The sequence below is a fragment of the Arthrobacter oryzae genome (assembly GCF_031454875.1).
Classification (GTDB): Bacteria; Actinomycetota; Actinomycetes; order Actinomycetales; family Micrococcaceae; genus Arthrobacter; species Arthrobacter oryzae_D.
Window position 1 is genome coordinate 1 of the sequence record NZ_JAVDRQ010000023.1, and the last position, 22,989, is coordinate 22,989.

Annotated in this window: 14 protein-coding genes; 9 read left to right on the plus strand and 5 right to left on the minus strand. The window is 60.9% G+C overall.

Features of this window, described 5'->3' with window-relative positions; all coding sequences use genetic code 11:
• Window positions 1-1,302: 1,302 nt before the first annotated feature.
• The 3 genes from J2805_RS23740 to J2805_RS23750 form a co-directional block, all read right to left on the minus strand.
• Complete coding sequence (locus J2805_RS23740; RefSeq protein WP_309980510.1) at window positions 1,303-1,710, minus strand: nuclear transport factor 2 family protein; 408 nt, start codon at window positions 1,708-1,710, stop codon at window positions 1,303-1,305.
• Window positions 1,711-1,785: 75 nt separating this feature from the next.
• The gene (locus J2805_RS23745; RefSeq protein ID WP_309980512.1) at window positions 1,786-4,224 is read right to left on the minus strand and encodes an ATP-binding cassette domain-containing protein; all 2,439 of its coding nucleotides are present in this window, start codon (window positions 4,222-4,224) and stop codon (window positions 1,786-1,788) included.
• A 146-nt stretch (window positions 4,225-4,370) separates the two neighbouring features.
• Entirely contained in the window at window positions 4,371-5,429 is a 1,059-nt protein-coding gene (locus J2805_RS23750; RefSeq protein WP_309980514.1) for an ABC transporter permease, read from the minus strand.
• 549 nt (window positions 5,430-5,978) lie between these two features.
• On the opposite strand from J2805_RS23750, the gene J2805_RS23755 reads away from it, so the two are divergent.
• From J2805_RS23755 to J2805_RS23765, 3 genes are all read left to right on the plus strand, one after another.
• Window positions 5,979-7,265 carry a substrate-binding domain-containing protein gene (locus J2805_RS23755; RefSeq protein WP_309980515.1) on the plus strand — a complete coding sequence of 429 codons (1,287 nt, stop codon included), beginning with the start codon at window positions 5,979-5,981 and terminating at the stop codon, window positions 7,263-7,265.
• A 256-nt stretch (window positions 7,266-7,521) separates the two neighbouring features.
• Window positions 7,522-8,805 (plus strand): substrate-binding domain-containing protein, encoded by a 1,284-nt coding sequence (locus tag J2805_RS23760; protein WP_309980517.1) that lies wholly within the window; start codon window positions 7,522-7,524, stop codon window positions 8,803-8,805.
• A 259-nt stretch (window positions 8,806-9,064) separates the two neighbouring features.
• On the plus strand, window positions 9,065-10,348 hold the full coding sequence (locus tag J2805_RS23765) for a substrate-binding domain-containing protein (RefSeq protein WP_309980519.1): 1,284 nt from the start codon (window positions 9,065-9,067) through the stop codon (window positions 10,346-10,348).
• Between the two features lie 74 nt (window positions 10,349-10,422).
• Here the strand turns inward: J2805_RS23765 and J2805_RS23770 are convergent, their stop codons facing one another.
• Window positions 10,423-11,817, minus strand: coding sequence for an MmgE/PrpD family protein (locus tag J2805_RS23770; RefSeq protein ID WP_309980521.1), 1,395 nt, complete (start codon window positions 11,815-11,817; stop codon window positions 10,423-10,425).
• Between the two features lie 569 nt (window positions 11,818-12,386).
• Here J2805_RS23770 and J2805_RS23775 point away from each other — a divergent pair.
• Window positions 12,387-13,415 (plus strand): zinc-dependent alcohol dehydrogenase family protein, encoded by a 1,029-nt coding sequence (locus tag J2805_RS23775; RefSeq protein WP_309980523.1) that lies wholly within the window; start codon window positions 12,387-12,389, stop codon window positions 13,413-13,415.
• Window positions 13,416-13,448: 33 nt separating this feature from the next.
• Window positions 13,449-14,948 (plus strand): aldehyde dehydrogenase family protein, encoded by a 1,500-nt coding sequence (locus J2805_RS23780; protein ID WP_309980525.1) that lies wholly within the window; start codon window positions 13,449-13,451, stop codon window positions 14,946-14,948.
• A gap of 1,698 nt (window positions 14,949-16,646) precedes the next feature.
• Here the strand turns inward: J2805_RS23780 and J2805_RS23785 are convergent.
• Window positions 16,647-17,174 (minus strand): cupin domain-containing protein, encoded by a 528-nt coding sequence (locus J2805_RS23785; protein ID WP_309980526.1) that lies wholly within the window; start codon window positions 17,172-17,174, stop codon window positions 16,647-16,649.
• A 422-nt stretch (window positions 17,175-17,596) separates the two neighbouring features.
• On the opposite strand from J2805_RS23785, the gene J2805_RS23790 reads away from it, so the two are divergent.
• The 4 genes from J2805_RS23790 (at window position 17,597) to J2805_RS23805 (ending at window position 22,567) form a co-directional block, all read left to right on the plus strand.
• Window positions 17,597-19,033 (plus strand): sugar porter family MFS transporter, encoded by a 1,437-nt coding sequence (locus J2805_RS23790; protein WP_309980527.1) that lies wholly within the window; start codon window positions 17,597-17,599, stop codon window positions 19,031-19,033.
• 100 nt (window positions 19,034-19,133) lie between these two features.
• Entirely contained in the window at window positions 19,134-19,901 is a 768-nt protein-coding gene (locus J2805_RS23795; RefSeq protein ID WP_309980529.1) for an SDR family oxidoreductase, read from the plus strand.
• A 90-nt stretch (window positions 19,902-19,991) separates the two neighbouring features.
• The gene (locus tag J2805_RS23800; protein WP_309980531.1) at window positions 19,992-21,491 is read left to right on the plus strand and encodes an aldehyde dehydrogenase family protein; all 1,500 of its coding nucleotides are present in this window, start codon (window positions 19,992-19,994) and stop codon (window positions 21,489-21,491) included.
• A gap of 335 nt (window positions 21,492-21,826) precedes the next feature.
• On the plus strand, window positions 21,827-22,567 hold the full coding sequence (locus tag J2805_RS23805; RefSeq protein WP_309980532.1) for an IclR family transcriptional regulator: 741 nt from the start codon (window positions 21,827-21,829) through the stop codon (window positions 22,565-22,567).
• The last annotated feature ends 422 nt before the right edge of the window (window positions 22,568-22,989 follow it).

A 22,989-nucleotide genomic window follows, 5' to 3' on the forward strand; every position in this document is an offset into this window, starting at 1 on the left:
GGCTTCGGCAAAGAAAACGGCTTCGACTCCGTGGCCATGTACACCCGCCGCAAAGCAATCGTCTGGGACCTCTCAACCGAACGCGAACTACCCTATAGCGACAGCTGACTCTGTAAAAGCGATTGGCCCGCTGACTGCAGAACTCCACGGCGACGGGATACCGTAAATAAATGCCTGCATGATGCCGGATTACTCACCACGGTATGCAATGGCTATTACGTCCTCGGGCGGCGGATCATCGAGATAGACCTGTACATCCTCTGGGCGGGACCCATTGCTGCGGGCCAGCCATGGCGTCCTCGAAGATCTGTGTACAAGATCGGGCACCCCGCTCTTCTACTAACAGCGTTTGATGATGACTCGGTCTTGTGCGTAGAAGAGCACCGTGCCCGGTCGAGCTCCGAAAACCAATTCGGCCGGGGCCAGCGGCGCCCGTTGTTCCCAAGAACCGGGTTCAAGGTCATCCTGGCCCACTTTCCCCATGATCGCCTGAAAGCCATCTACCCCGTCATCGCACAGAGATTCAGGCAGCCGGGCTGGGTGCACGCGGAGGATCTTCCGCAAGACCTTAGGTGACATCAAAAAGGCGGCTACCTCCTCACCAAGGGCGGTACTCGCCGTCAAGCCGGCAGCAACGACCACGTCGCAGCTCCTGCTCTCAAGAAGCAGCGTATTCGTTAGACCCGAGGTCCGGCCGGTTAGCGCCCGGGCCGAGTGCCCTGTACTTGACCTCGAATTATTCCTTGATGCCGAGCCACGCAGCCTTCCTCGATATACGACACCTGCACAACGGTCTGTTGCAATTGCCCATTGGCCCTGCCTCCGCAAATGTCGTCATGTGCACTCCCCCACCCCACTGATACGCCAAGGGGCAAGCGCCTGGAGACCCCTCAAAGTGGATAGCGGGGCCCACTCATCCTTCGAGAATTTCCGAAGAGATCGACGGCCTTTTGGGTCAGTTTTTGTTTGCCGCGAAATGGCCAGACCGGCCTATCGTTCCCGCCCCGGCAATGTTGGGTCATAACCATGCCTGAACGAGTCCTTTTCCCGCCGTTCGTTTACGAAGTTCGGTTGTGCCCTTTGTGACCTGGCTGGAGTAAGCCGGGAGAGACCCGAGCTGCCGACCTTTAACCGCGAAACGGTCCCTGCGCAGGACGTCTTGTGACATGTGCGCAGGGACCGTTCTGCCTCTGAACCAAAGAGCCTTTGAAGCCACTAGCTAAACGTCAAGCTACATGCGTGGTTCCGGTGCCAATAGCTCTACCCGGATGCGGGTAGCGACCGAGCGGTACGTCACTATCACTACGACTGGCGGGCCGCTGCCGGTTCATCGAGCAGTGCGAATAGTGGGGAATTGTCGACATAGATGCGCTGATCCGTGAACTTGCCTTCTTCCACCGTGAAGACGGAACATGCCTTGATCGACACGCTCCTTCCGTCTTGGAGGTGCCAGACCCCTAGGGACTCGAAGATAACGACGCCTTCATCTTCCTCCCACACGTTGACCAGATCGTGGTGCAGAGATTGCACCCGACCTAGCAGCCCCGACATCGCAGTGAGCGCCGCATTGCGACCAGTTATGGTCGGCGCGGGAGCGAAGGTCAACGTTATGTCGTCTGCGAAGTACTTCCCGTACCGGTCGGGTTCATTGGTCTCCATCGCGGCGTAGTACTCGGTCAGCAGGTCAACGATTTCCTGTCGTGCGCGCAAGATCGGACTCCCTTGTTGTCATTGAGGTCTATTGGAAGCAATGGAACAGCTGAATTGGCTCTGCTCGGTACCTACTCATTTGCGGGTTCGTACCCGCTGGGCCACCGTGTAACCCGACACTGCAACGAGAAGGATGATGCCATAGATGACTTGCTCGGTCGCGTTCGGGATGTTCAGCAGCGGGGTGACATTGTCGAGCAGCGAGAGGAACACGGCACCCAGAAGAGCACCTACGAAGGAGCCCCTGCCGCCGGTCATGACTGCCCCGCCCAGGAACACTGCGGCGAACGCGGGGAGTGAGTAGGTAGCACCTACGGCGTTGGAGCCGATCCCTGTCTGCGATGCCAGGAGCACGCCTCCGACGACCGCGCCCAGAGCGCACACGAGAAGTCCGACGGCCCGAATGACGCCGACCTGCCGGCCGATCCTTCGGCTTGCTTCGGGATTGAACCCGGCAGCTCGCACTGCTAGCCCTGTACGGCTGCGGAAGAGCCAGAGCTCCAGTGCGATTGTCAGCACGATCAGGCCGATAAAGGGGGCCGGCAAGAAGGCAACTCCGAGGCTGACTGCTGTTCCGAGGTCTGGTGCAATGACACCACCTGGAGCGGGGCGCAGGATGATCGCGATGCCTTGGACAATGCCCATTGTGGCAATAGTGGCAACGACTGCGTTGATCTTGAGCCAGCCAATCAGCACTGCGTTGAAACCGCCGATGGCCGCCGCGACGAGAAGAAGCAGTGGAATCGTTCCCAGCAGCGACGGGGGACTTAAGTCCGGTAGCGTCATGGAGACAAGGACTACGGTAAGACTTATTGTCGACCCGATGGACAGGTCGAAGCCTCTCGAAAGCATGGTGAACTGCTGTCCGAGGGCGACGAAGGCCAATGGCAGGGCGATGATCAGCATGTTCGCCAGATTGGGCCAGGTCCAGAAAAAGGGCGATTGGCTGCCTGCGTACCCCGCCACTATTGCAGTCAGCAGCAACAGAACAACTATGGGGAAATTTGAGGTGGCGCGCGCGACGAGTCGGGACACGAGCCCCGCGTCGCTTGGCACTTGATCGACGTGGCTTTGGTCGACGTCAGCTGCACTGACAAAGCCACGGACGATGGCGGACTCGGTCATCGGACTGGCAATTTCCTGGACCACCTTGCCCCGTGACATAACGTAGACCCTGTCGCACAGCCCTGCCAGTTCAGCAGAGTCTGAGGAATTTACGAGTACGGCCATTCCTTCCTCTGCTGCACTGGACAGGACGCGGTAGATGTCCATGCGGGCCCGCGCGTCGACACCTTGAGTCGGTTCATCGACGATCAGGACCTTGGGGGGCCGCAGAGCTGGCCTGGCCAGGACAGCTTTCTGCTGATTACCCCCGGACAGGCCGCTGATGGGCTGGTAGGGCGATGCGGCCACGATGCCGAGCTGCTTCGAGACTTTACCGAAAGCCTCCCGCAAGCGGCCTGGCAAAGCGAGACCGAAGGGGCCGCTTTCAGGACCCAGCTGGGCAGTAGCGTTTTCCATCACGGACAGCTCGCTGTAGACCGACTCCACGGCACGATCTCCGCTCTGGAAACTGATGCCCGCGTCTAAAGCCGCCGATGGGCCGCCCCGTCCAACGGGTTTGCCGTCCACCAGGATCTCACCCGAGGTGCGCTTTTCACCGATAAGGCCTCTCAGGAGGGCTCTCTGTCCGTTGCCTTCTGCCCCAGCGACGCCGACGATCTCGCCTGGACGAACGCTGATCGCCACAGGACCGTATCCGTGCCCGGCCAGGTCTCGAACCTCGAGCCTGTTGCCCTGCGCCTTGGACGGAGTTCGCGTCGGGAACTCGAGGTCGGTCGGGGCGCCGACCATGACCTCGACTATCTCGTCGACTTCCCAGCTCCTGCCACTCCAGGTTCCCTGGATTACGCCGTCGCGGAGGACTGTGAGTCTGTCGGCGAGGCGGCGAACCTCTTCAAGGCGATGGCTGACGTAAACAATAGCCACTCCTTCGTCACGGGATTGCCGGATCAGCCCCTCCAGATGCGCTGCGTACTGCATGTCGAGGGCCGCTGTCGGTTCGTCGAGCATCAGGACCCGTGGCTGGTGGCTCATGGCCCTCGCGACTTCGAGGAGCTGACGGGCGCCCGGGCCCAGTGCGCCCACAAGGTCGGTTGGTTTGAACGGCAAGTCGTAACGGGCAAGAAGGCGGTCCAAATCCGCCGGGCGGGGCTCGCCGATAGCGTTGAATGAGAGCGCGATGTTCTCGGCGACAGTGAGTTCCTCAACCAGGGATGTGTCCTGATAAGCGGTCATGAGCCCTAGCTTGCGGGCGCGCTTCACTGACCCCCCGGCCAGTGCTTGGCCTCCGATCGTGACTTCGCCAGTGTCATGGGTGAGGACGCCCGAGGCGATCTTGATGAGGGTGGACTTCCCGGAGCCGTTTTCTCCCACCAGTGCGTGGACTTCTCCTGGCCGGCAGTCGAAGTTGACGTCGCTGAGGGCCTTCACACCCGGGTACGACTTAGACACTCCCGTGAGGACGACGGCTGGCTCCTTCGAGTCAGTCCCCGCAGGCACAGAGCCGGCTTGTGTAGTCCCTACGTCCACGATTTTCTCCACTACATCTTCTCCTTTGGTCCTTCGCGACGGCGACGGCGGCGGCGTGAGTTGACTCGTCATTTCAGTGGCCTTCCCAGCTGCAGCGCTGCAATTCGCCGAATTCCGGCGAGGCCATATTGGCTGATGGTTATTGCCGCCACTGCGACGACAAGGGTGAAGCCCTGGATCATGATGCGCGCGCCCGTGGGGAAGCCGGCCACAACCAGCGCCTGATCAAGCAGCTGCAGGAAGACGCAGGATACGAGCAGGCTCGCGACACTCGTTGGGCCGCCACTGAAGGTGAGTCCGGCGATAGCCACGGCCGTCACCGTTGCCAGTTGGTAGGGCGCGCCGATGGAGATGTCAGGGGTTCCGATGAAGCCGGCGACCAGCACCCCGGCGATACCGTAGAGGAGGCCGACAGCGGCGAACGTGCTCATCTGTACCAGGGTGACCCGGACCCCCAGTGCGTTCGCTGCCCGCGGATTCGACCCGACCTGGGCGACCCTGCGCCCGGCACGGGTGTAAGAAAGAACAGCCGCAAGGATCAAGCCGACGATAAGCGCGGCCATGAAGCACATGTTGATGTTAAGAAGGGACCACTGGGCTACTTGCTGCAGCTGCTCCGGCGCTTCCCCTGTCAGCGAGAAGGACACTCCGGTCCACAGAAGCATCCCTCCCGTGACAATTCCGTACGTAGCCAGTGTCACGATGATCGAGTTGAGTCGAAGAACGCAGATAAAGAAGCCGTTGACGATGCCTATCAACATCGACAGCACAAGGGCTGCGGGAATCACGAGCCACAGGTTCGCTCCCGGCACGCCGTAGTGAACCACTATCCCGGCCGAGGCAGCAACCACAGCAGAGACCGAGAGATCGATTGCGCCCAACATCACGACGAGCATCTGCCCCATCGCTGCCAACGCCAGGACACCCGCGAGGGCACTGACGACCCGTACTGAATTTCCGCCCAGACTGGCGGGAGCAATTACCACTGCGAAAAGCAGCAGCAGGAGCAGCGCGCCCCAGCTGGCCAGATACCGGGCGGGAAAGCGGTACTTCAAATCCGTCAGCCGGTTTTGGGAGGCAGCCGGTGGAATATAAGTCGGGCCGTTTCTTGTCACATCTGTAGTCATCGCGGATTCCTCCGCAGGGTTTTCAACACTTCTTTGAACCTCCGGGTCAGAAGCAACATTGCTTCACTGAAGTTTCGGCCAGAGCGACCGAAGGATTGGTTCGCGCAGATTGGCTGCACTTACCTCGACGTAGCGCGAACGTGTTGTAGGTCACAAGCGGTTTAACTCACGCTCAAAGGCAGGAGGCTTTCCCGCCGATGAGCGGGCCAGACGCTCCCGTCCTGAACATCCATCCGATCCCCAGCGAAACCAAGGATTACGGCTCCCGGCCCGTCCGCTTCATCCGCGCAGGAGCCGATCCCGATGATTGACACTATCCCACATTACGAGATATTGTTCAAGCGTGAGCAAGAACACAAACGGCTTCCTGTCCACAGGGAAAAGACGCTAAAAGCTGACTTCTCGCCACTCCAGCGAGGCTCTACATGCATCATCACCTTCGGCGGAGGCTCAATGCTTTTGCCATATGTCCCAGCTGGCTATTTCTTAGGCGCCCATATCAAAGGAGAGCCATGGGCGCCACTAAACATCCCAATGAGGAGTTACTCCATGAGAATGGCATCCCGGGCCTGCACAGGGCCCAATAAGAACCGCTCGGTTCTTCAGCTGCTGGCAGCGTTCCTGCTGGCGGCCTTGCTGGCTGGCTGCTCGACTACGACGGGCCCGTCAGGCGGCTCGGGTACCACCGGGGCCGCGCCCGGCGATGACATCACCGCAGAGAGTGTCGACCAGCAGGCCCTGGCGGCCACGATCAAGAAGACCTTCCTGACCGACATCCCCGTTTCCGATATGGACCCCGTAGTGGCCGATGCCATGGCCGCCGCTTCCCGGTCGTTTACCCCGGAGCAGAATGAATTGTTCCAGACCTGCCTCCAGCAGGGTTCCTGCGACACCGGCCGCGGGTCTCTTACGGTGGCCCTGGCGATGCAGAACGCCAATCCCTGGGTCAGCGTCTTCCGTGGTGAAGCCACGGCGCAGGCGCTGGCTTATCCTCAGGTCAAGAGGATCGTATACAACAACGCCAACGGCGACGTGGCGGCAGTGCTGGCGAACCTGCGGAGCCTAATCGCGCAGAGAGTTGACATCATCGTGACCGACCCGGTTTTCGGCGGCGCGATCGCATCCGCGCTTCAGCAGGCCAAGCAGGCAGGAATCACGGTCGTCACGGTAAACAGCGAGCTCCCGGACGACGCGGCGTCGTCCGTATCCGCTCAGGTCCCGCTGTCACTCTGTGACCTCTACACCGAGGGCGCCCAAGCCTTGGTGAAGGAACTGGGGAACGACAAATCTTACGCGCTGTACACCGGCATCCCCGGAAACAGCAGCGCTGCGGCATGGCAGCCGTGCGCAAAGAAGGTCCTTGACGGTGCTGGCTGGACCCAAGTCACCGAGGGTTTCACACAGTGGACTCCTCAGGGCGCAGCGCAAGCGGCAAACGCGCTCCTGGCCTCCGGCCAGGAGCCAGCAGCGATCATCTATGACTACACCACCGACGACTTCGCGAAGCCCTACATCGACGAGGGCAGGACGCCTCCAGCGTTCTTGAGCGACGTCATGAACTACTCCTGGCTTTCACTGGTTCAGCAGGCCAAGCAAGCCGGTACCAATGTGACCTCCTGGCTCGCCAGCAGCCATGTCTGGTTCGGCCGCTTCGGAGTCACCGCCGGTATCAAGATCAAGGAAGGTCAGCAAATTCCAGCCGAGGTCCCCGTGCGCGTGCCCACCGTCGAAACTGACTCAGTGCTCGACACCAACAGCGCGGACATCCCCTCAAATGTCCCCGTTTCCACCCTGCTCACACCCGAGCAAATGAAGCTCGCGCTGGCAGCACCGTAAGCAGGGACGGTCCTCACAAAGCCGCGGGTCCCATCATCCGGAACCCGCGGCTCTTGGGAAGCAGCGCATTGCGCTTCCTGCACAGCAGACAACGCACGCCGCTGAGTTCGCACTCCACGGAATGCGCCAGAGGCCGCCCTATCACTGCCTTGCCCAGGCTCTCCGGAGCCTGCCCGTATGTCACAGCTTGTCCACGGGCGCCCACATCAAAGGAGAACCGTGTGCGCCGCTACCCATCAACTAAGGAGTCACATCCATGAAAAAGGCATCCTCGGCCCGCACCGGGCCCTTCAAGAACCGATCGGTTCTACAGCTGCTGTCAGCGTTCGTGCTGGCAGCGTCGCTGGCAGCCTGCTCCACGACAGGGTCCTCCGGCGGTGCAAACGCGCCTGCGACCGCTTCCGGCGAGGACATCACCGCCGAGAGCGCCGACCAGCAGGCCCTAGCGGCCACGATCAAGAAGACCTTCCTGACCGACATCCCCGTTTCCGATCTGGACCCGGTAGTGGCCGACGCCATGGCAGCTGCCTCAAAGCCGCTGACACCCGAGCAGAATGAACTGTTCAAAACCTGCCTGCAGCAGAGTTCCTGCGACACCGGACGCGGTTCCCTGACCGTTGCCATCGCACTCGAGAACAGCAACTCCTTCGCCAGCATCATGCGCGGCGAAGCCACAGCCCAGGCACTCGCGTATCCGCAGGTGAAGAAGATCGTGTACAACAACGCCAACGGCGACGTCGCGGCGGTGCTGGCGAACTTGCGAAGCCTGGTGGCCCAGAAGGTCGACATCATTGTTACCGACCCGGTCTTTGGCGGCGCCATCGCCTCGGCGCTGCAGCAGGCCAAGCAGGCAGGGGTGACCGTTGTCACCTACAACACCCCGCTTCCCGGCGATGTAGCGTCGTCTGTGTCCGCACAGGTGCCGCTGGCGCTGTGCGACCTCTACACCGAGGGCGCTCAGACCCTAGTAGATGAGCTTGGAAACGACAAGACCTACGCCCTCTACACCGGCATCCCCGGCAACAGCAATGCAGCAGCATGGCAGCCTTGCGCTAAGGAGGTCCTTGACCGTGCCGGCTGGACCCAGATCACCGAGGGTTTCACGCAATGGACAGCACAAGGCGCAGCGCAGGCTGCAAACGCCCTGCTCGCATCAGGTCAGCAGCCTGACGCCATCATCTACGACGACACGACCGATGACTTCCTGAAGCCGTACATCGCCGATCGCAAGACACCCCCGGCCTTCCTGAGTGACGTGATGACCCACTCATGGTTCACAACTGTTCAGCAGGCGAAGGACGCCGGAATCAATCCGAAGTCCTGGCTCGCAAGCAGCCATGTCTGGTTCCCCCGGTTCGGCGTAACGGCCGGAATCAAAATCAGGGAGGGCCAGCAGGTGCCGGCTGAGGTGCCAGTTCGGGTACCGGTTGTCACAACCGATTCGGTTATGAACATCAACAGCCCGGAAATCCCCTCCAGGGTTCCCGCTTCCAGCCTGCTCACTCCGGAGCAGATGAACCTCGCACTGGCAGCACCGTAGCCACGCGATCGCCCTCACCAAGCCGCGGGTCTCCCAATCGGGGCCCGCGGCTCTTGGGGAAGTAGCAGCGCACTGCGCTTCCTGCACAGCAGACAAAGCCGACCGCGGAGCTCGCAGTACGCGGAATGCGGCAGATGCTCCATCACTACCCATTGCTTATGCACTCCCAAGGCTTGCCCGTTTGTCAGAGCCTGTCATGGGCCCACATCAAAAGGAGAACCATGTGCGCCGCTACCCATCCACTGAGGAGTTACATTAAATGAAAATGGCATCCCCTGCCCGCTCAGGGCCGTACAAGAACCGACCGGTTCTTCAGCTGCTGGCAGCGTTTCTGCTGGCAGCGTCGCTGGCAGCCTGCTCCACGACAGGGTCCTCCGGCGGTTCGGGCGCGCCCGCGACCGCTTCCGGCGAGGACATCACCGCACAAAGCGTCGACCAGCAGGCACTCGCGGCCACTATCAAGAAGACCTTCCTTACCGACATTCCCGTTTCCGAGCTGGACCCGGTAGTGGCCGATGCCATGGCAGCTGCCTCAAAGCCGCTGACACCCGAGCAGAGTGAACTGTTCAAAACCTGCCTGCAAAAGGGCTCCTGTGACACGGGACGCGGCTCCCTGACCGTGGCCCTGGCGATGCAGAGTAGCAACGCGTGGGGTAACATTTTCCGGGGCGAGGCCACGGCCCAGGCGTTGGCCTATCCCCAGGTCAAGAGGATCGTGTACAACAACGCCAACGGCGATGTCGCAGCGGTGCTGGCGAACCTGCGGAGTCTTATCGCACAGAGGGTCGACATCATTGTTACCGACCCGGTCTTTGGCGGCGCCATCGCGTCCGCGCTGCAGCAGGCCAAGCAGGCAGGGATTACCGTCGTCACAGTGAACACACCGCTTCCAGGTGACGCAGCGTCTTCCGTGTCCGCCCAGGTGCCGCTGGCCCTCTGCGATCTCTACACCGAGGGCGCCCAAGCCCTGGTCGATGAGCTCGGAAACAACAAGACCTACGCCCTGTACACCGGGATCCCCGGCAACAGCAACGCCGCGGAATGGCAGCCCTGCCTGAAGAAGGTCCTCGAAGGAGCCGGCTGGACCCAGATCACGGAGGGCTTCACGCAATGGACAGCACAAGGCGCAGCGCAGGCTGCCAACGCCCTTCTGGCCTCGGGACAGGAGCCCGCGGCAGTCATCTACGACTACACGACCGATGACTTCCTGAAACCCTACATCGACGATCGCAAGACACCTCCAGCTTTCCTGAGCGACGTGATGAACCACTCCTGGCTCACCATGGTTCAGCAGGCGAAGGATGCTGGACTTACGCCTAAGTCCTGGCTCGCAAGCAGCCACGTCTGGTTCGGCCGGTTTGGCGTCACCGCCGGAATCAAGATCAAGGAAGGCCGGGAGGTTCCTGCCCAGGTGCCAGTTCGGGTACCAACCGTCTCAAGCGACTCGGTCCTTGACACCAACAGCCCGGAGATCCCTTCCAGCGTCCCCGTTTCCAGCCTGCTCAGCCCTGAGCATATGAGCATCGCGTTGGCAGCGCCCTAAGCAGGTTCGGTCTCAAAAAGACAGCACCCCGGTTCCATGGATCCGGGGTGCTGCCTTTTGAAATGGTGAGAGGTTCAGTTCCGGGCGGCCAGCGCCCGTACCAATTCCACGGCATCGGGAACAGTCTCAAGGTTCCGCGCGATGTGTTCTGCGGTGTCGAGCTGACCTGGTGTCGGGCGCGTGACGGAGGCAGTTGCACAATCCTTGAACTTCTGCCCAATGGCCTTCCAGTCCAACGGTGCTTCGGGGTTGCCGGGGACACCGGTGCCTACTTTGTGGAATTTCCTGCCGTCGGTCATTTCGAGCTCTACGCGTCCTGGGGGCAGCTCGAGCTTCCAGTCAAGGCTTGCGTCGCCCACGGGGACTATTTTCTGGGCTATGGCCAAGACTCTGGGATCTTTCAGGGCTTCCTCAGTGAAATGTGACACCTGCACACCCCTATGAACGGCCGCTACGGCCACCAGAAAGGGAAGACTGAACTTGGCGTCTACCAGCGTTGCGGGCGCGCGCCTCTCCTCCAGCGGACGACACATCAGATCGTGGTAGTCGCCGCCGTAGAGACGGATTTCCTTCACGTCGTCCAGCGGAAGGTTGTTCTCCTTGACCAGCTCAATAGTGGCGTGGATGTGGCTATGGGCCGTGCCCACGGTAGGCCAGAGCTTGTAAAGGGTTCCGCTGCCTTTGAAGTCTTTCCCTAGGCCTTCGAGGATGGCTTCGCGATCGTAGCGGCCGTCGAAGTAGGTGTTGAAGAATCCATACTGGCCTTCGAAGACGGTCGGGACGCCGGTCACGCCTTTCTGGGCGAGCAGTACAGCGAGAACGGCCCCTTTAGCTGAGAACCCGGCATACATTCCGCGGACGTTGCCACCGGTTCCGGCGACAAGCTCCATGAGCCCGGACGATTGCATAGTGGCGATGCCAAAGGCATTAATTATCTCTTCCCGCGACAGGTGCAGCAGGTGGCCCGCGGCAGCAACAGCGGCGAACACGCCTATGACCGGTGAGAGGTTCCAGTCCTTTTTCCATCCGACGTTGCAGCGCAGTCGGGCGAAGATGTCCTGTCCGGCGGCGACTGCAGCGATCATGTCCTTGCCTGTCACACCTCCTATTCGTTCGGCAACGGCGAACGCGGCCGGGACGATGGAACTGGACGAATGCTGGCCCCAGGGGGTTTGATCGTCGAAGTCCAGGCAGTGCGCCATGGCGCCGTTAGCGAATGCAGCCATAATTGCGGGAGCCTGGCCCCCGAAAGCGAGTATGGACGATTCCGGCCGGCCAGCGCTCTCTTTGACGATCTCCACCAAACCGCGAACGGCCGGTTCCGTTCCACTCGCGGCAAGGATGACCCCGAATGTGTCCAAGATGCTCTTCTTTGCCGCCTCAACGGCATCGGGAGGCGTACTTGCGTAGCTAGTCTCAGCGACAAAGCTCGCGAAGTGTTCAACCAGATCACTGGATGGCATGGGCATGAAACACCTTTCGGTTCGGAAATCACGAAAATGCGCGGATGGAGGTTATACGGCCATTGACTTTCGGGACGAGATGCCGAGCAGCCGCCCCCTGATACCTAGCCGATTATGCGATGACTTTGTCTGGTGGGCGGCCCCTCTTTCGTACTTCGCGTGGAACCGGGAGCAACGGCAGGTCATTGACCAAGTCCCACAATGCAGGATATCATCAATCCATAGCACGGGACTATGCGCGACATTGCCAAAGCTACTAAACCAACGCCGCTAACAGCCGGGCTTGCAACTTATTCAGACCGACACGGTATGTCCGAGTCGTGAGAAGTCAGGTGAGCGATTTGCCCTCATGTTAACGCCGCGCCCCACCGAAAAATTAAGCCGAAGGTAGTAGAACGCATGACTGAACAATGTCGATCGAACCAGTGCAAAACGTGCTCTCTCGGCCCGGCAAGCCGCACGCGTATTTCAAGAGATATTCCGGAGCGGGTCTTGCTGCCCGTCGCTCCCCCTGACCTGGCCACTTCCGGTAGCGCCCCGTGCCAGACACAATCGCGATGGGAGAAGCAGTAATTATGAAAGCTGTTGTTTTCCAAGGCGAGGGTAGGCTCGAGATCCGTGATTATCCGGATCCCGTACCGGGACCGGATGAAGTCGTCATCCGCATGAAGGCCTCCGGTATGTGCGGGAGCGATCTTCATCACCTCCACGGTCCACTGCGTACCGGAACTGAGCTGGTGATTGAAGGGCATGAGCCCTGTGGAGTTGTCGAGCTTGTCGGCGACGCTGTACGGCCTACCGAAGCCATGGTCGGGGACCGGGTCATGGTCCATCACTACGACGGGTGCCGTACCTGCCAATACTGCCGTTCGGGCTGGACGCAGTACTGCCCGAACGGCCGCATCGTTTACGGCGGACTGAACGGAAACGGCGGGCATGCGGACTTCATGAAGGTTCCCGCGCATACGCTCATCAAATTGCCCGACGGTCTCTCGTTCAAAACCGGAGCGGCCATCTCGTGTGGCACCGGAACGGCGTTCGCAGCAATCAAGAGGGTCGACCTTTCAGCCGACGAGACCGTAGCCGTCTTCGGTCAGGGACCGGTTGGACTCAGCGTCACCATGCTGGCGAAAGCCTTCGGTGCCAGAGTCATCGCAATCGACGTCGAGCCCTCACGGTTGGAAATGGCCACGCAACTCGGAGCCGACCACGTCGTCGACTCCCGGGAGCAGGACCCCGTGGCCGCTATACGAGAGCTAACCCGACGCGATGAAGGGGCGGACAAATCCATAGAGTGCAGCGCCATTCCCGCGGTACGCCGGCAAGCGATACGAGCAGTCCGGCCCTGGGGCACCGCATGCATGGTCGGAGTCTTCGGCAAAATCGACCTGGACAGCGAAGAGCTCATCCATTTGCACAAAACCGTCCTCGGGTCACTCACCTTCAGCAAAAACCAGCATGAAGACTGCGCCCAGTTCATCGCCGAACGTGGCCTGGACGTTGAATCTCTCTTCACGAACGAGTTCCGCCTAGCCGAAGCAGAGCAGGCCTACGAACTGTTCGATCAACGCAAAATCGGCAAAGGCGTCTTCATTTTTGATTGACGGAATGCCAAAAGGTCATCTGAGAGGAAAGTCATGACCGTAACTGAGCAAAAAGTCGCATTGAGCGAGCAGGCCCAGGGTTTTTTGTCCCGCGAGGTACATCACCTCTTTATTGACGGGCAGAGGGTCCCGGCCGCGTCCGGGAAGACGCTGACCACCACGAATCCGTCGACCGGCGAGGTCCTGGCCCGCTTTGCCGCCGGAGGTGAAGCCGACATCAACCGTGCGGTCATCGCTGCACGGAAGGCCTTCAAGGGTCAGTGGAGCACCTGGACACCTTATGAACGCCAGGGATTGCTGACGCGCATCGCCCAGGTCCTCGACGAAAGATTCGAGGAACTGGTGCAGATCGAGGCGCTGGACATGGGCGCCCCGGTCTCCAGGTTGCGCAACTCGAAGGCTTCGTTGATGAAGATGCTGGCATTCTTTGCCGGACAGGCGACCAACATCTCCGGTGAGACGCTGATGAACGGCATTCCCGGCAACGTCGCGACGATGACGTTGAAGGCCCCGGTCGGGGTCGTCGGCGGCATCATCCCCTGGAACGGCCCGCTCGGCGGTCAGTTCTGGATCATCGGAGCCGTTCTTGCCAGCGGCTGCACCACCGTACTCAAGCCGTCGGAGGAGGCATTTCTGTCGGTTTTGCGGGTTGCCGAGATCCTCCACGAAGCCGGCGTGCCGGCAGGCGTCATCAATGTCGTCACCGGGTTGGGAAGCGATGCCGGGAACGCATTGGCCGCCCACCCAGACGTTGACCGCATTGCTTTCACCGGTTCGACTGAGACCGGCCGGCGCATCATCGAAGCGTCCGCAGTGAACATCAAAAAGCTGCAGCTGGAACTGGGCGGAAAGTCCGCGGACATTGTGTGCGCCGACGCCGACCTGGACAAGGCCGTGCCCGGGGCCGCGATGGGCGTTTTCGCCAACTCCGGGCAGGTCTGCTATGCCGGAACCCGGGTGCTGGTTCAGCGGTCCATCGTGGACGAGTTCACCCGGCGGCTGCTGACCTTCATGGAAACCCAGCGGGTCGGCCACAGCCTCGACGGCGCCGCAACCATGGGCCCGGTCATCTCCCAACGCCAGTTGGACACTGTTCTGTCCTACATCGATATCGGCAAGAACGAAGGGGCCGAACTCCTTCATGGCGGCCAACGACTCGGGGACGAACTCGGAAACGGATACTTCGTCCAGCCCACCGTCTTTGGTGGCGTGACCAACCAAATGCGGATCGCCCGCGAAGAAATCTTCGGCCCAGTCCTGTCCATCCTGCCCTTCGACGACATCGATGAAGCCATCGCCATCGCCAATGACAGCGACTTCGGCCTCGGCGGAGCAGTGTGGTCAGAGAACCTCTCCACCGCTCTCCGGGTGGTCCACGGCGTACACACAGGCACGATGTGGGTGAACTGCTACGGCTACATCGACCCCCTGGTCGGATTCAGCGGAACAAAACTCAGCGGCTACGGCTACAAGGGCACCGCCGCACACATGGACAACTACCTCTACACCAAAAGCGTCTACATAAAACTCTGACCACGCCAGCCCGGGCTACAACGAGGAGAGGGGTACGACGCACGTCATGGCAGGAAGCGTTTTGCTGGGCGGTAAGACGCTGCATGACGCGGGCCTGCTCTCCGCGGTGCGCAACGGCTACTACACCCTCGGCCCCCGGATCATCGAGATGGACGTGCTATTCGCCAGACGGATCCACCGCTCCGGCTCCTGCTCTGCTCCTGGCGAGCAAAGGCGTGCTCGAGGACCAGGTGGAGAAGATCGGACACTCTTCCTTCTGCTAACGGCGTTCCGTGACTCGGTCCTGTGCATAGGAGAGTACCGCGCCCCGTTGAGTCCCGCGGACCGGTTCAACCGCGGGCAGGGGCGCCCGTTCTTCCAAGCAGCCGGGCCGAAGGTAATCCTGGCCCATCTCCCCATCTCCCCATCTCCCCATCACCGCCTGAAAGCCATCTACCCGCGCCACAGCACCGAAATCGAGAACGCCGGACTGGGGGCGGCACATGGAGCGTCTTCCGCAAGCCATACGCGGGATCAAGAAAGGCGGTACTTCCTGACCAGAGGCGAGTTTAACCCCTGCGTCTACGGGGTCGCAGCACCCATTCTCACCGATCAGAAAACAGCCTTGGGCAGCGTGGGGGTCGCGTGGCACGAAAACGAACGGCGCGACGTCGACATACGGCACGCAGTGCGCGCCGTTAAACAGGCGGCAACGACCGACCGCCTCCTGGAGAACAACCCCTTCATGAGCCAGAAAGTCCGTCGGGGGGGCAGTGCCCTTCCATCGCCGCGGACCACCTCCAGGTAGCCAACAATAGAAGCGCCACTCAAGCCACCCCGCCCGCTGGGGCGCAGGTTAGAAATGGTCGGGCGATTCAAATCGACCTATTTAACCGCTGAACATCGACAAGGCGCTGGCCGAATGCCCTTCGAGGCGAGGTCCCTGTCCCCCAAGGCAACCAGTTGGCTTGGGGAACGGGCGCCCACTATAAGCGGGCGGAGATGGGTACGTTGCGATGGCGAGTTCACTTCTTGTCATCAGTCCTGGATCTGTCGGCACTGCCGGGCGGCCGGATAGACCAGCATTTGCACCAACCGCCGGCTGGGCTGAAGGACCTCAGTGGTGCCTTAGTCCAGCCTCGGCAAGTGGGAAGGAGGTGTAGACGAACGTTGCCGGTCGCGGCTGCAGGTTTTGTAGGTCATGCATGCTGCCCCGCAAAACGATCGAGTCCCCGAAGCCCAGAGTCACCTCACCGTCCTCAAGTATGATGTTCAGTTCACCGTCGAGCATCGTGATCACGTGCAATGAGGGGTCCGTATGTAGGTCCGGTCTTGCCGGCCCGTCGCCGTTCGCTGCCGGTACGGTAAGGATCCGAACGACGGCTCCTTCCCTCGGTGCAGCCGGCCCCAAGGTCCACTCGGGCTCCGGCCGATCGTTGGGCTCAGCGGGGATACTTCGCTGCTGCCACAACTCCTGCAGAACAATCCCATTGGGGAGGCGGGTATAGGGCAGGTTTCGATCGTCTGCGATGACGGTGGACGCTGAGCTGTCGTTGAGGCCCACGATTACTCGACGGGCCAAAGGCAGGTCAGAATTCTCCCATTGCATAAGGTCTTCCTCTCTGTTTGCGGCCATATTGTTTTGGGCACCCGCGCCGATGCGCTTGGGAGCCAAGGACAACGGCCGCACTTTCCTGGCCAATGGCCGCTCGGTGTGCGTCAGCGAATCACGCTGACGTGAACCGCTGAGACCACACAGGGCTTGTCAGTACGATTCCGCCACGCATGTTTGGTACCTCGCTGAACGATGGTGTCACCCTGCCGCATGGTCGTCTCGCCCGTGTCGAGCAATACGATCGCCTCCCCGGAAATGATGGTGACGATATCGATCGTGTCAGTTGTGTGCATGCCGGGGGCATCCGTGGAGTCAACTGCATCACCGGCACCCGACTCGGCGAGAATTCGCGCGTAGCCTCCTTCGTAATCCCATTCGCTGTCGGGAGCAAAGGCAGTGATTACATAGTTGTAGCCGGCTGGCGGCGGCGGGATGATCGAGGCGTTACCGGGACCGTTCGGCGCCATGACAGGCGTGGGCACTTCCGTCGCCTGCCACAGGTGGTTCCGGGTATAGCCGTCGGCGACGAGTCGGTCAGTCGTCGGACTGTCGCTGACAAACGTCGACCGGCCGTTGGCATCCAGTCCGGTAACGATGAGTCGGGACTGAAAGTCCCGATGTTCTCCAGCCATGATTGTGGTCCTTTCCAGTGGTCTTCTTGTTCTTTCACCGCCAAGGGCGGGAACCTATCGGTGGAGGCATCACCTCATTTGACTGGAGGTGCGGTCGCCTTGCTAAGCGTCATGGTGCGTTAGTCCCGCATACTCTCCAGAATTGACTATGTCCCACATTGCAGGATATTGTCAATTAGGAACTGTGCGCACCGTCACAACCTATCTGCCGGCTCATTGAGCAAGCGGGCATTAGCAGCCACATCATGATCTTGATCGATACGGTCCACCCGCGTCGAGAAGGACCATTCAACACACCGTCGTGTTCGCGCCGCTGCGCATCGAACACCCAAACTAAGGTAGCAAGGCACATGAACGAACACCGTCGATCGAACCCGTGCGGAACGCGGGCCCTGAGCCCGGCCAAGCGCTAAGGAGATCTTGTGTCTAATAACTCACTCTCCGCAAAAGTTCTGACCACGAACGGTCAGGAAGACCCGAGAACGTTCCTGTTCCGGCTAACCCTGATCGCCAGCCTGGGCGGTCTGCTATTCGGCTTCGACACTGGCGTAATCGCGGGAGCGCTGGTGTATCTCCGGGAGGACTTCCAGTTGACCGCTGTCACCGAAGGCCTGGTCGTCACCTCGCTGCTGTTCCCCGGCGCGACGGCAGGCGCGCTTCTGGGCGGGCCCATTGCTGACCGTGTCGGACGGAAGAAATCGCTGGTCATTGCCGGCGTGATCTTCGTGATTGGTACAGTCGTATGTGCTCTGGCTCCCAGCATCGCCATTCTGGTTGCGGGGCGCATCGCGCTCGGTTACGCCGTTGGGGTCGCATCCGTTGTCGTTCCGCTGTATCTCGCCGAGATGGCGCCGGCATCACAGCGGGGCCGGATCGTCACGGTGAATCAGCTCATGCTGGTCATCGGCCTGTTCCTGGCATTCGTTATTAACGCGGTGCTAGCCAACCTGATCAACGACACTGTCGTGTGGCGCTACATGCTTGGCATTGCTCTCATTCCGGCCCTTGGGCTGCTTCTGGGCATGCTCACCTTGCCTGACACCCCTCGTTGGTACGCGAGCAAGCAGATGTGGGCCGAGGCTAGGCGCACTTTGCAGCGGGCGCATGTCGCGGACCGGGTGGAGGACGAGTACCGTCAGATCGCGGGCATCGTCGAAGCTGACCACATCAAGGGCAAGGTCTCCGTCCTCGCCACGCTTCGCAGTGAACCGTGGATGAAGCTCTTGATCCTAGTCGGGATCATCCTGGCGATCGCCCAGCAGACTACAGGTATCAACGTGGTGATGTACTACGCGCCGACCGTGCTGGAGAGTTCTGGCCTCACCCGATCCGCTTCGCTGCTTGCCTCCGTCACCGTCGGAATCGCGATGATCGTCTTCACGATAGTGGGCATGTGGATTCTCGGTCTGATGGGGCGCCGCAAGATGATGCTGCTCGGGTTCGGCGGCGTCGCCGCCTCGCACCTTGGACTCCTCGCCACCTACCTGCTACCCGAGTCCACTCTTCGTTCATACCTGATCCTGCTGTTCATGCTTCTAGTGACCGCGTTCATGGTGACCTTCCTGGGCACAACCGGCTTCCTCGTGCTCTCCGAGCTGTTCCCCTTGCCAATCCGCGGCTTCGCCATGGGCGCTTCCCTCGGTGGGCTGTGGATCGCCAACTCCCTCATCTCGTTCCTTTTCCCGATCCTCGCCGAGCAGTACGGCTCGGTGGCGGTGTTCTCAGGATTCATGGTGCTCAACGTGCTGGCCGCGCTCTTCGCGTTCCGTTACATTCCGGAAACCAAAGGACGCACCCTGGAAGAGCTCGAGATCGAGCTGCGTAACCGCTACACCGGCTCAGTTACGGAACGCCGGTGACATAGCACCGCAACAACCACCCCTTTTCGGTACCTGCCGATCCGGCTATCGGATTGCCCGGTACCGAGCTCCACCCCTACGACAGAAAGTGATACCGACAATGACTGAATCCAGGTTCGCCGGAAAGGTCGCCTTCGTGACCGGCGCCGGCAGCGGCATCGGCCGAGCCACGGCGCTGGCTTTCGCGACCGAAGGCGCAAACGTAGTGCTGGCCGACATCGACACGGCCGGCAACGAAGAGACCGCTCGACTCGCCGCCGAGCATGGTGGGAAGGTGCTCGCCGTGAAATGCGACGTGACCTCTTCCAGCGACATCCAAGCCGCCATCAATCAGACCGTTGAGGAATTTGGTCGCCTCGATATCGCGTTCAATAACGCCGGTATCGAACAACCCGCAGCACCGCTCGTCGACATATCTGAGCATGAGTGGTCGCGGGTCATCGGCATCGACCTGAGTAGCGCATTCCTGTGCATGAAGTACCAGATCCCTGCAATGCTTGAACACGGCGGCGGCTCCATCGTCAACACCTCATCAGGTGCGGGCGTCATCGGGATCCGGGGCCAGGCTGCCTACGTCGCCGCAAAACACGGACTGATTGGCCTGACCAAGTCGGCGGCATTGGACTATGCAGCGCAGGGCATCAGGGTCAATGCTATTTGCCCGGGCATCATCGAAACACCGATGATGGACAGATTTTCCGGCGGTACCCCGGAAGGACGGGCCCACGTGATCGGTCAGGAACCTGTCGGCAGGATGGGCAGCCCCGAGGAGATCGCTTCGGCCGTACTCTGGCTGTCTTCTGATCTCGGTTCATTTGCGACCGGTCACGCAATGGTCATCGACGGCGGTCAAACGGTAGGGATCTGATAAGCCCTTCCGGCCGGCGGCCGGAAACCCATTACAACGGCGTTTTATTTTTGTTTGACGGAATGTCAAAGGTCATCTGAGAGGAAAGTCATGACCGTAACCGAGCAGAACTTCGCTTTGAGCGAGCATGCGCAGGGTTTCCTGTCCCGCGATGTGCACCACCTCTTTATCGATGGACAGAGGGTCCCGGCCGCATCGGGGAAGACACTGACGACGACGAATCCGTCCACCGGCGAGTTCCTGGCGCGGTTTGCTGCCGGCGGGAAGGCCGACGTCGACCGTGCGGTCCTCGCTGCGCGTACGGCGTTCAAGGGTCAGTGGAGCACCTGGACACCGTACGAGCGCCAGGGGTTGCTGACGCGCATCGCCCAGGTCCTTGACGAAAGATTCGAGGAACTGATCCAGATCGAGGCGCTGGACATGGGCGCCCCGATCTCACGGCTGCGCAACTCCAAGCCCGCCCTGATGAAGATGCTGGCATTCTTCGCCGGCCAGGCGACCAACATCTCAGGTGAGACGCTGATGAACGGCATCCCCGGCAACGTCGCGACAATGACGTTGAAGGCCCCGGTTGGTGTTATCGGTGGCATCATCCCCTGGAACGGTCCGCTCGGCGGCCAGTTCTGGATCATCGGAGCTGTTCTGGCCAGCGGCTGCACCACAGTACTCAAGCCGGCTTCGGAAGCTTCCCTGTCAGTTTTGCGGGTTGCCGAGATCCTGCACGAAGCCGGCGTGCCGGCAGGCGTCATCAATGTCGTCACCGGCCCGGGCAAGGATGCCGGTAACGCGTTGGCGGCCCACCCTGACGTGGACCGTATCGCTTTCACCGGTTCGACTGAGACCGGCCGGCGCATCATCGAGGCGTCCACGACGAATATCAAGAAACTGCAATTGGAACTGGGCGGTAAGTCCGCGGACATCATCTGCGCGGACGCGGACCTGGACAAGGCCGTGCCCGGGGCAGCGATGGGCGTTTTCGCCAACTCCGGCCAAATCTGTTTCGCCGGGACCCGGGTGCTGGTTCAGCGGTCCATCGTGGATGAGTTCACCCGGCGGCTGCTGGCGTTCATGGAAACCCAGCGCGTCGGCCACAGCCTCGACGGCGCCGCCACCATGGGCCCGGTCATCTCCCAACAGCAGTTGGACACTGTCCTGTCCTACATCGATATCGGCAAGAACGAAGGGGCCGAACTGCTTCACGGCGGCCAACGGCTCGGGGACGAACTCGGAAACGGATACTTCGTGCAGCCCACCGTCTTTGGTGGCGTGACCAACCAAATGCGGATCGCCCGCGAAGAGATCTTCGGCCCTGTCCTGTCAATCCTGCCCTTCGACGACATTGACGAGGCCATCGCCATCGCCAACGACAGCGACTTCGGCCTCGGCGGAGCCGTGTGGTCAGAAAACCTTTCCACCGCATTACGGGTAGTCCACGGCGTGCACACAGGCACGATGTGGGTGAACTGCTACGGCTACATCGACCCTCTGGTCGGATTCAGCGGAACCAAGATGAGCGGCTACGGATACAAGGGCACCGCCGCACACATGGACAACTACCTCTACACCAAGAGCGTCTACATGCAACTGTAGGCACATGCGGACCGGCCGATGCCTGCTGCCCCCAATTCGATTGGGGCAGCAGGCATCGCCAATCGCATCTCTAGCGGCCATCATGCAGCTACGCACTATAATGGTCACCAATACCGGCGCCCGCCGAATAAGCCGCCCATCGTTGAAGAGATCTTAGAGCAGTAGTTACCTTGACGCGTCGGATTGCTTGGTAGTCCGCCAACGCGGACGCTGATCGTCCGTTGGCCAGGTGACACAAGGAAAGGGATGGGAGTCACACCATGGGAGGACGCGCTTCATTGGACGGCGCTGGGGAGGTTACTGCGGCTCCGGATAGCGCGGGCAGTCTGGCCAGGATGCTGAACGTCCTGGACCTGTTCAGCGAAGCTGAGGCTGTCTGGTCAACAGCGGACATTATTGAGGCTCTGGAGACTTCCAGATCGACGGGGTACCGGTACATCAAGACCCTGCATGATGCGGGCCTGCTCACCACGGTGCGCAACGGCTACTACAGTCTGGGCCCGCGGATTATCGAGATGGACCTGCAGATTCGCCAGACGGATCCACTTCTCCTGGCCAGCCATGGCGTCCTTGAGGACCTGGTGGACAAGATTGGGCACTCGGCTCTGCTGTGTACCGCCTTTCGTGACTCAGTCCTATGCATTGGGGAGTGCCGCGCCCCCCTGAGCCCGGCCAACCGGTTCAGCCGCGGCCAGCGGCGCCCATTCTTTCAAGGAGCAGTATCGAAAGTCATCCTGGCCCATCTCCCGCACCACCGGCTGAAAGCCATCTACGCCCGTCACAGCACCGAAATTGAGGACGCCGGGCTGGGTGGCACCTGGAGCGTCTTCCGCAAGACCTTGGGCGAGATAAAGAAAGACGGCTACCTGCTGACCATGGGAGAGTTCAACCCAGGCGTCTACGGCCTCGCAGCACCCATTTTCAACGAGCAAAAGACAGCCCTGGGCAGCGTCGGTGTCGCATGGGATGAAAAAGCGCGGCGCGACGTCGAGGTCCAGCAAGCGGTCCTCGCCGTCAAGCAAGCGGCATCGACCATATCCGAACGCCTACTACTGGAGAACCAACAGCGTTCATGAACAAGAAGCTCGGGGTATCCTGCGCCCGCCCACCGCACCTCCGGCGGTAACGGGTGCGACGAGTAACAGGGAAACGAAGGTATTCCACGAGGCCGAAATATCCCTCGTGCCCCATACCGCACTCCCTGATCCCGCCGAAAGGGCGCCTCGAGCATGGAGATCAGGAGATCAACCGCTGGTCGCCCGCGTACGCGCGTACGGGCCCCTGAACCGGCATGCGACTGAAGCGCCCATTTGATTCTGCGCGTGTTGCAAACTTTCAAGCGAGAACGCCAGGCGCAAGAACAGCCAATTTCAGCACCATGAAGATGGTCGCTGTTCTCCTGGGGGTGTGGTGTGTGCGGTGGTTTAGCTGCTGTGGGTGTATCCGCCGTCGCAGGCGATGGTTTGGCCTGTGATGAATGCGGAGGCGGGTGTGGCGA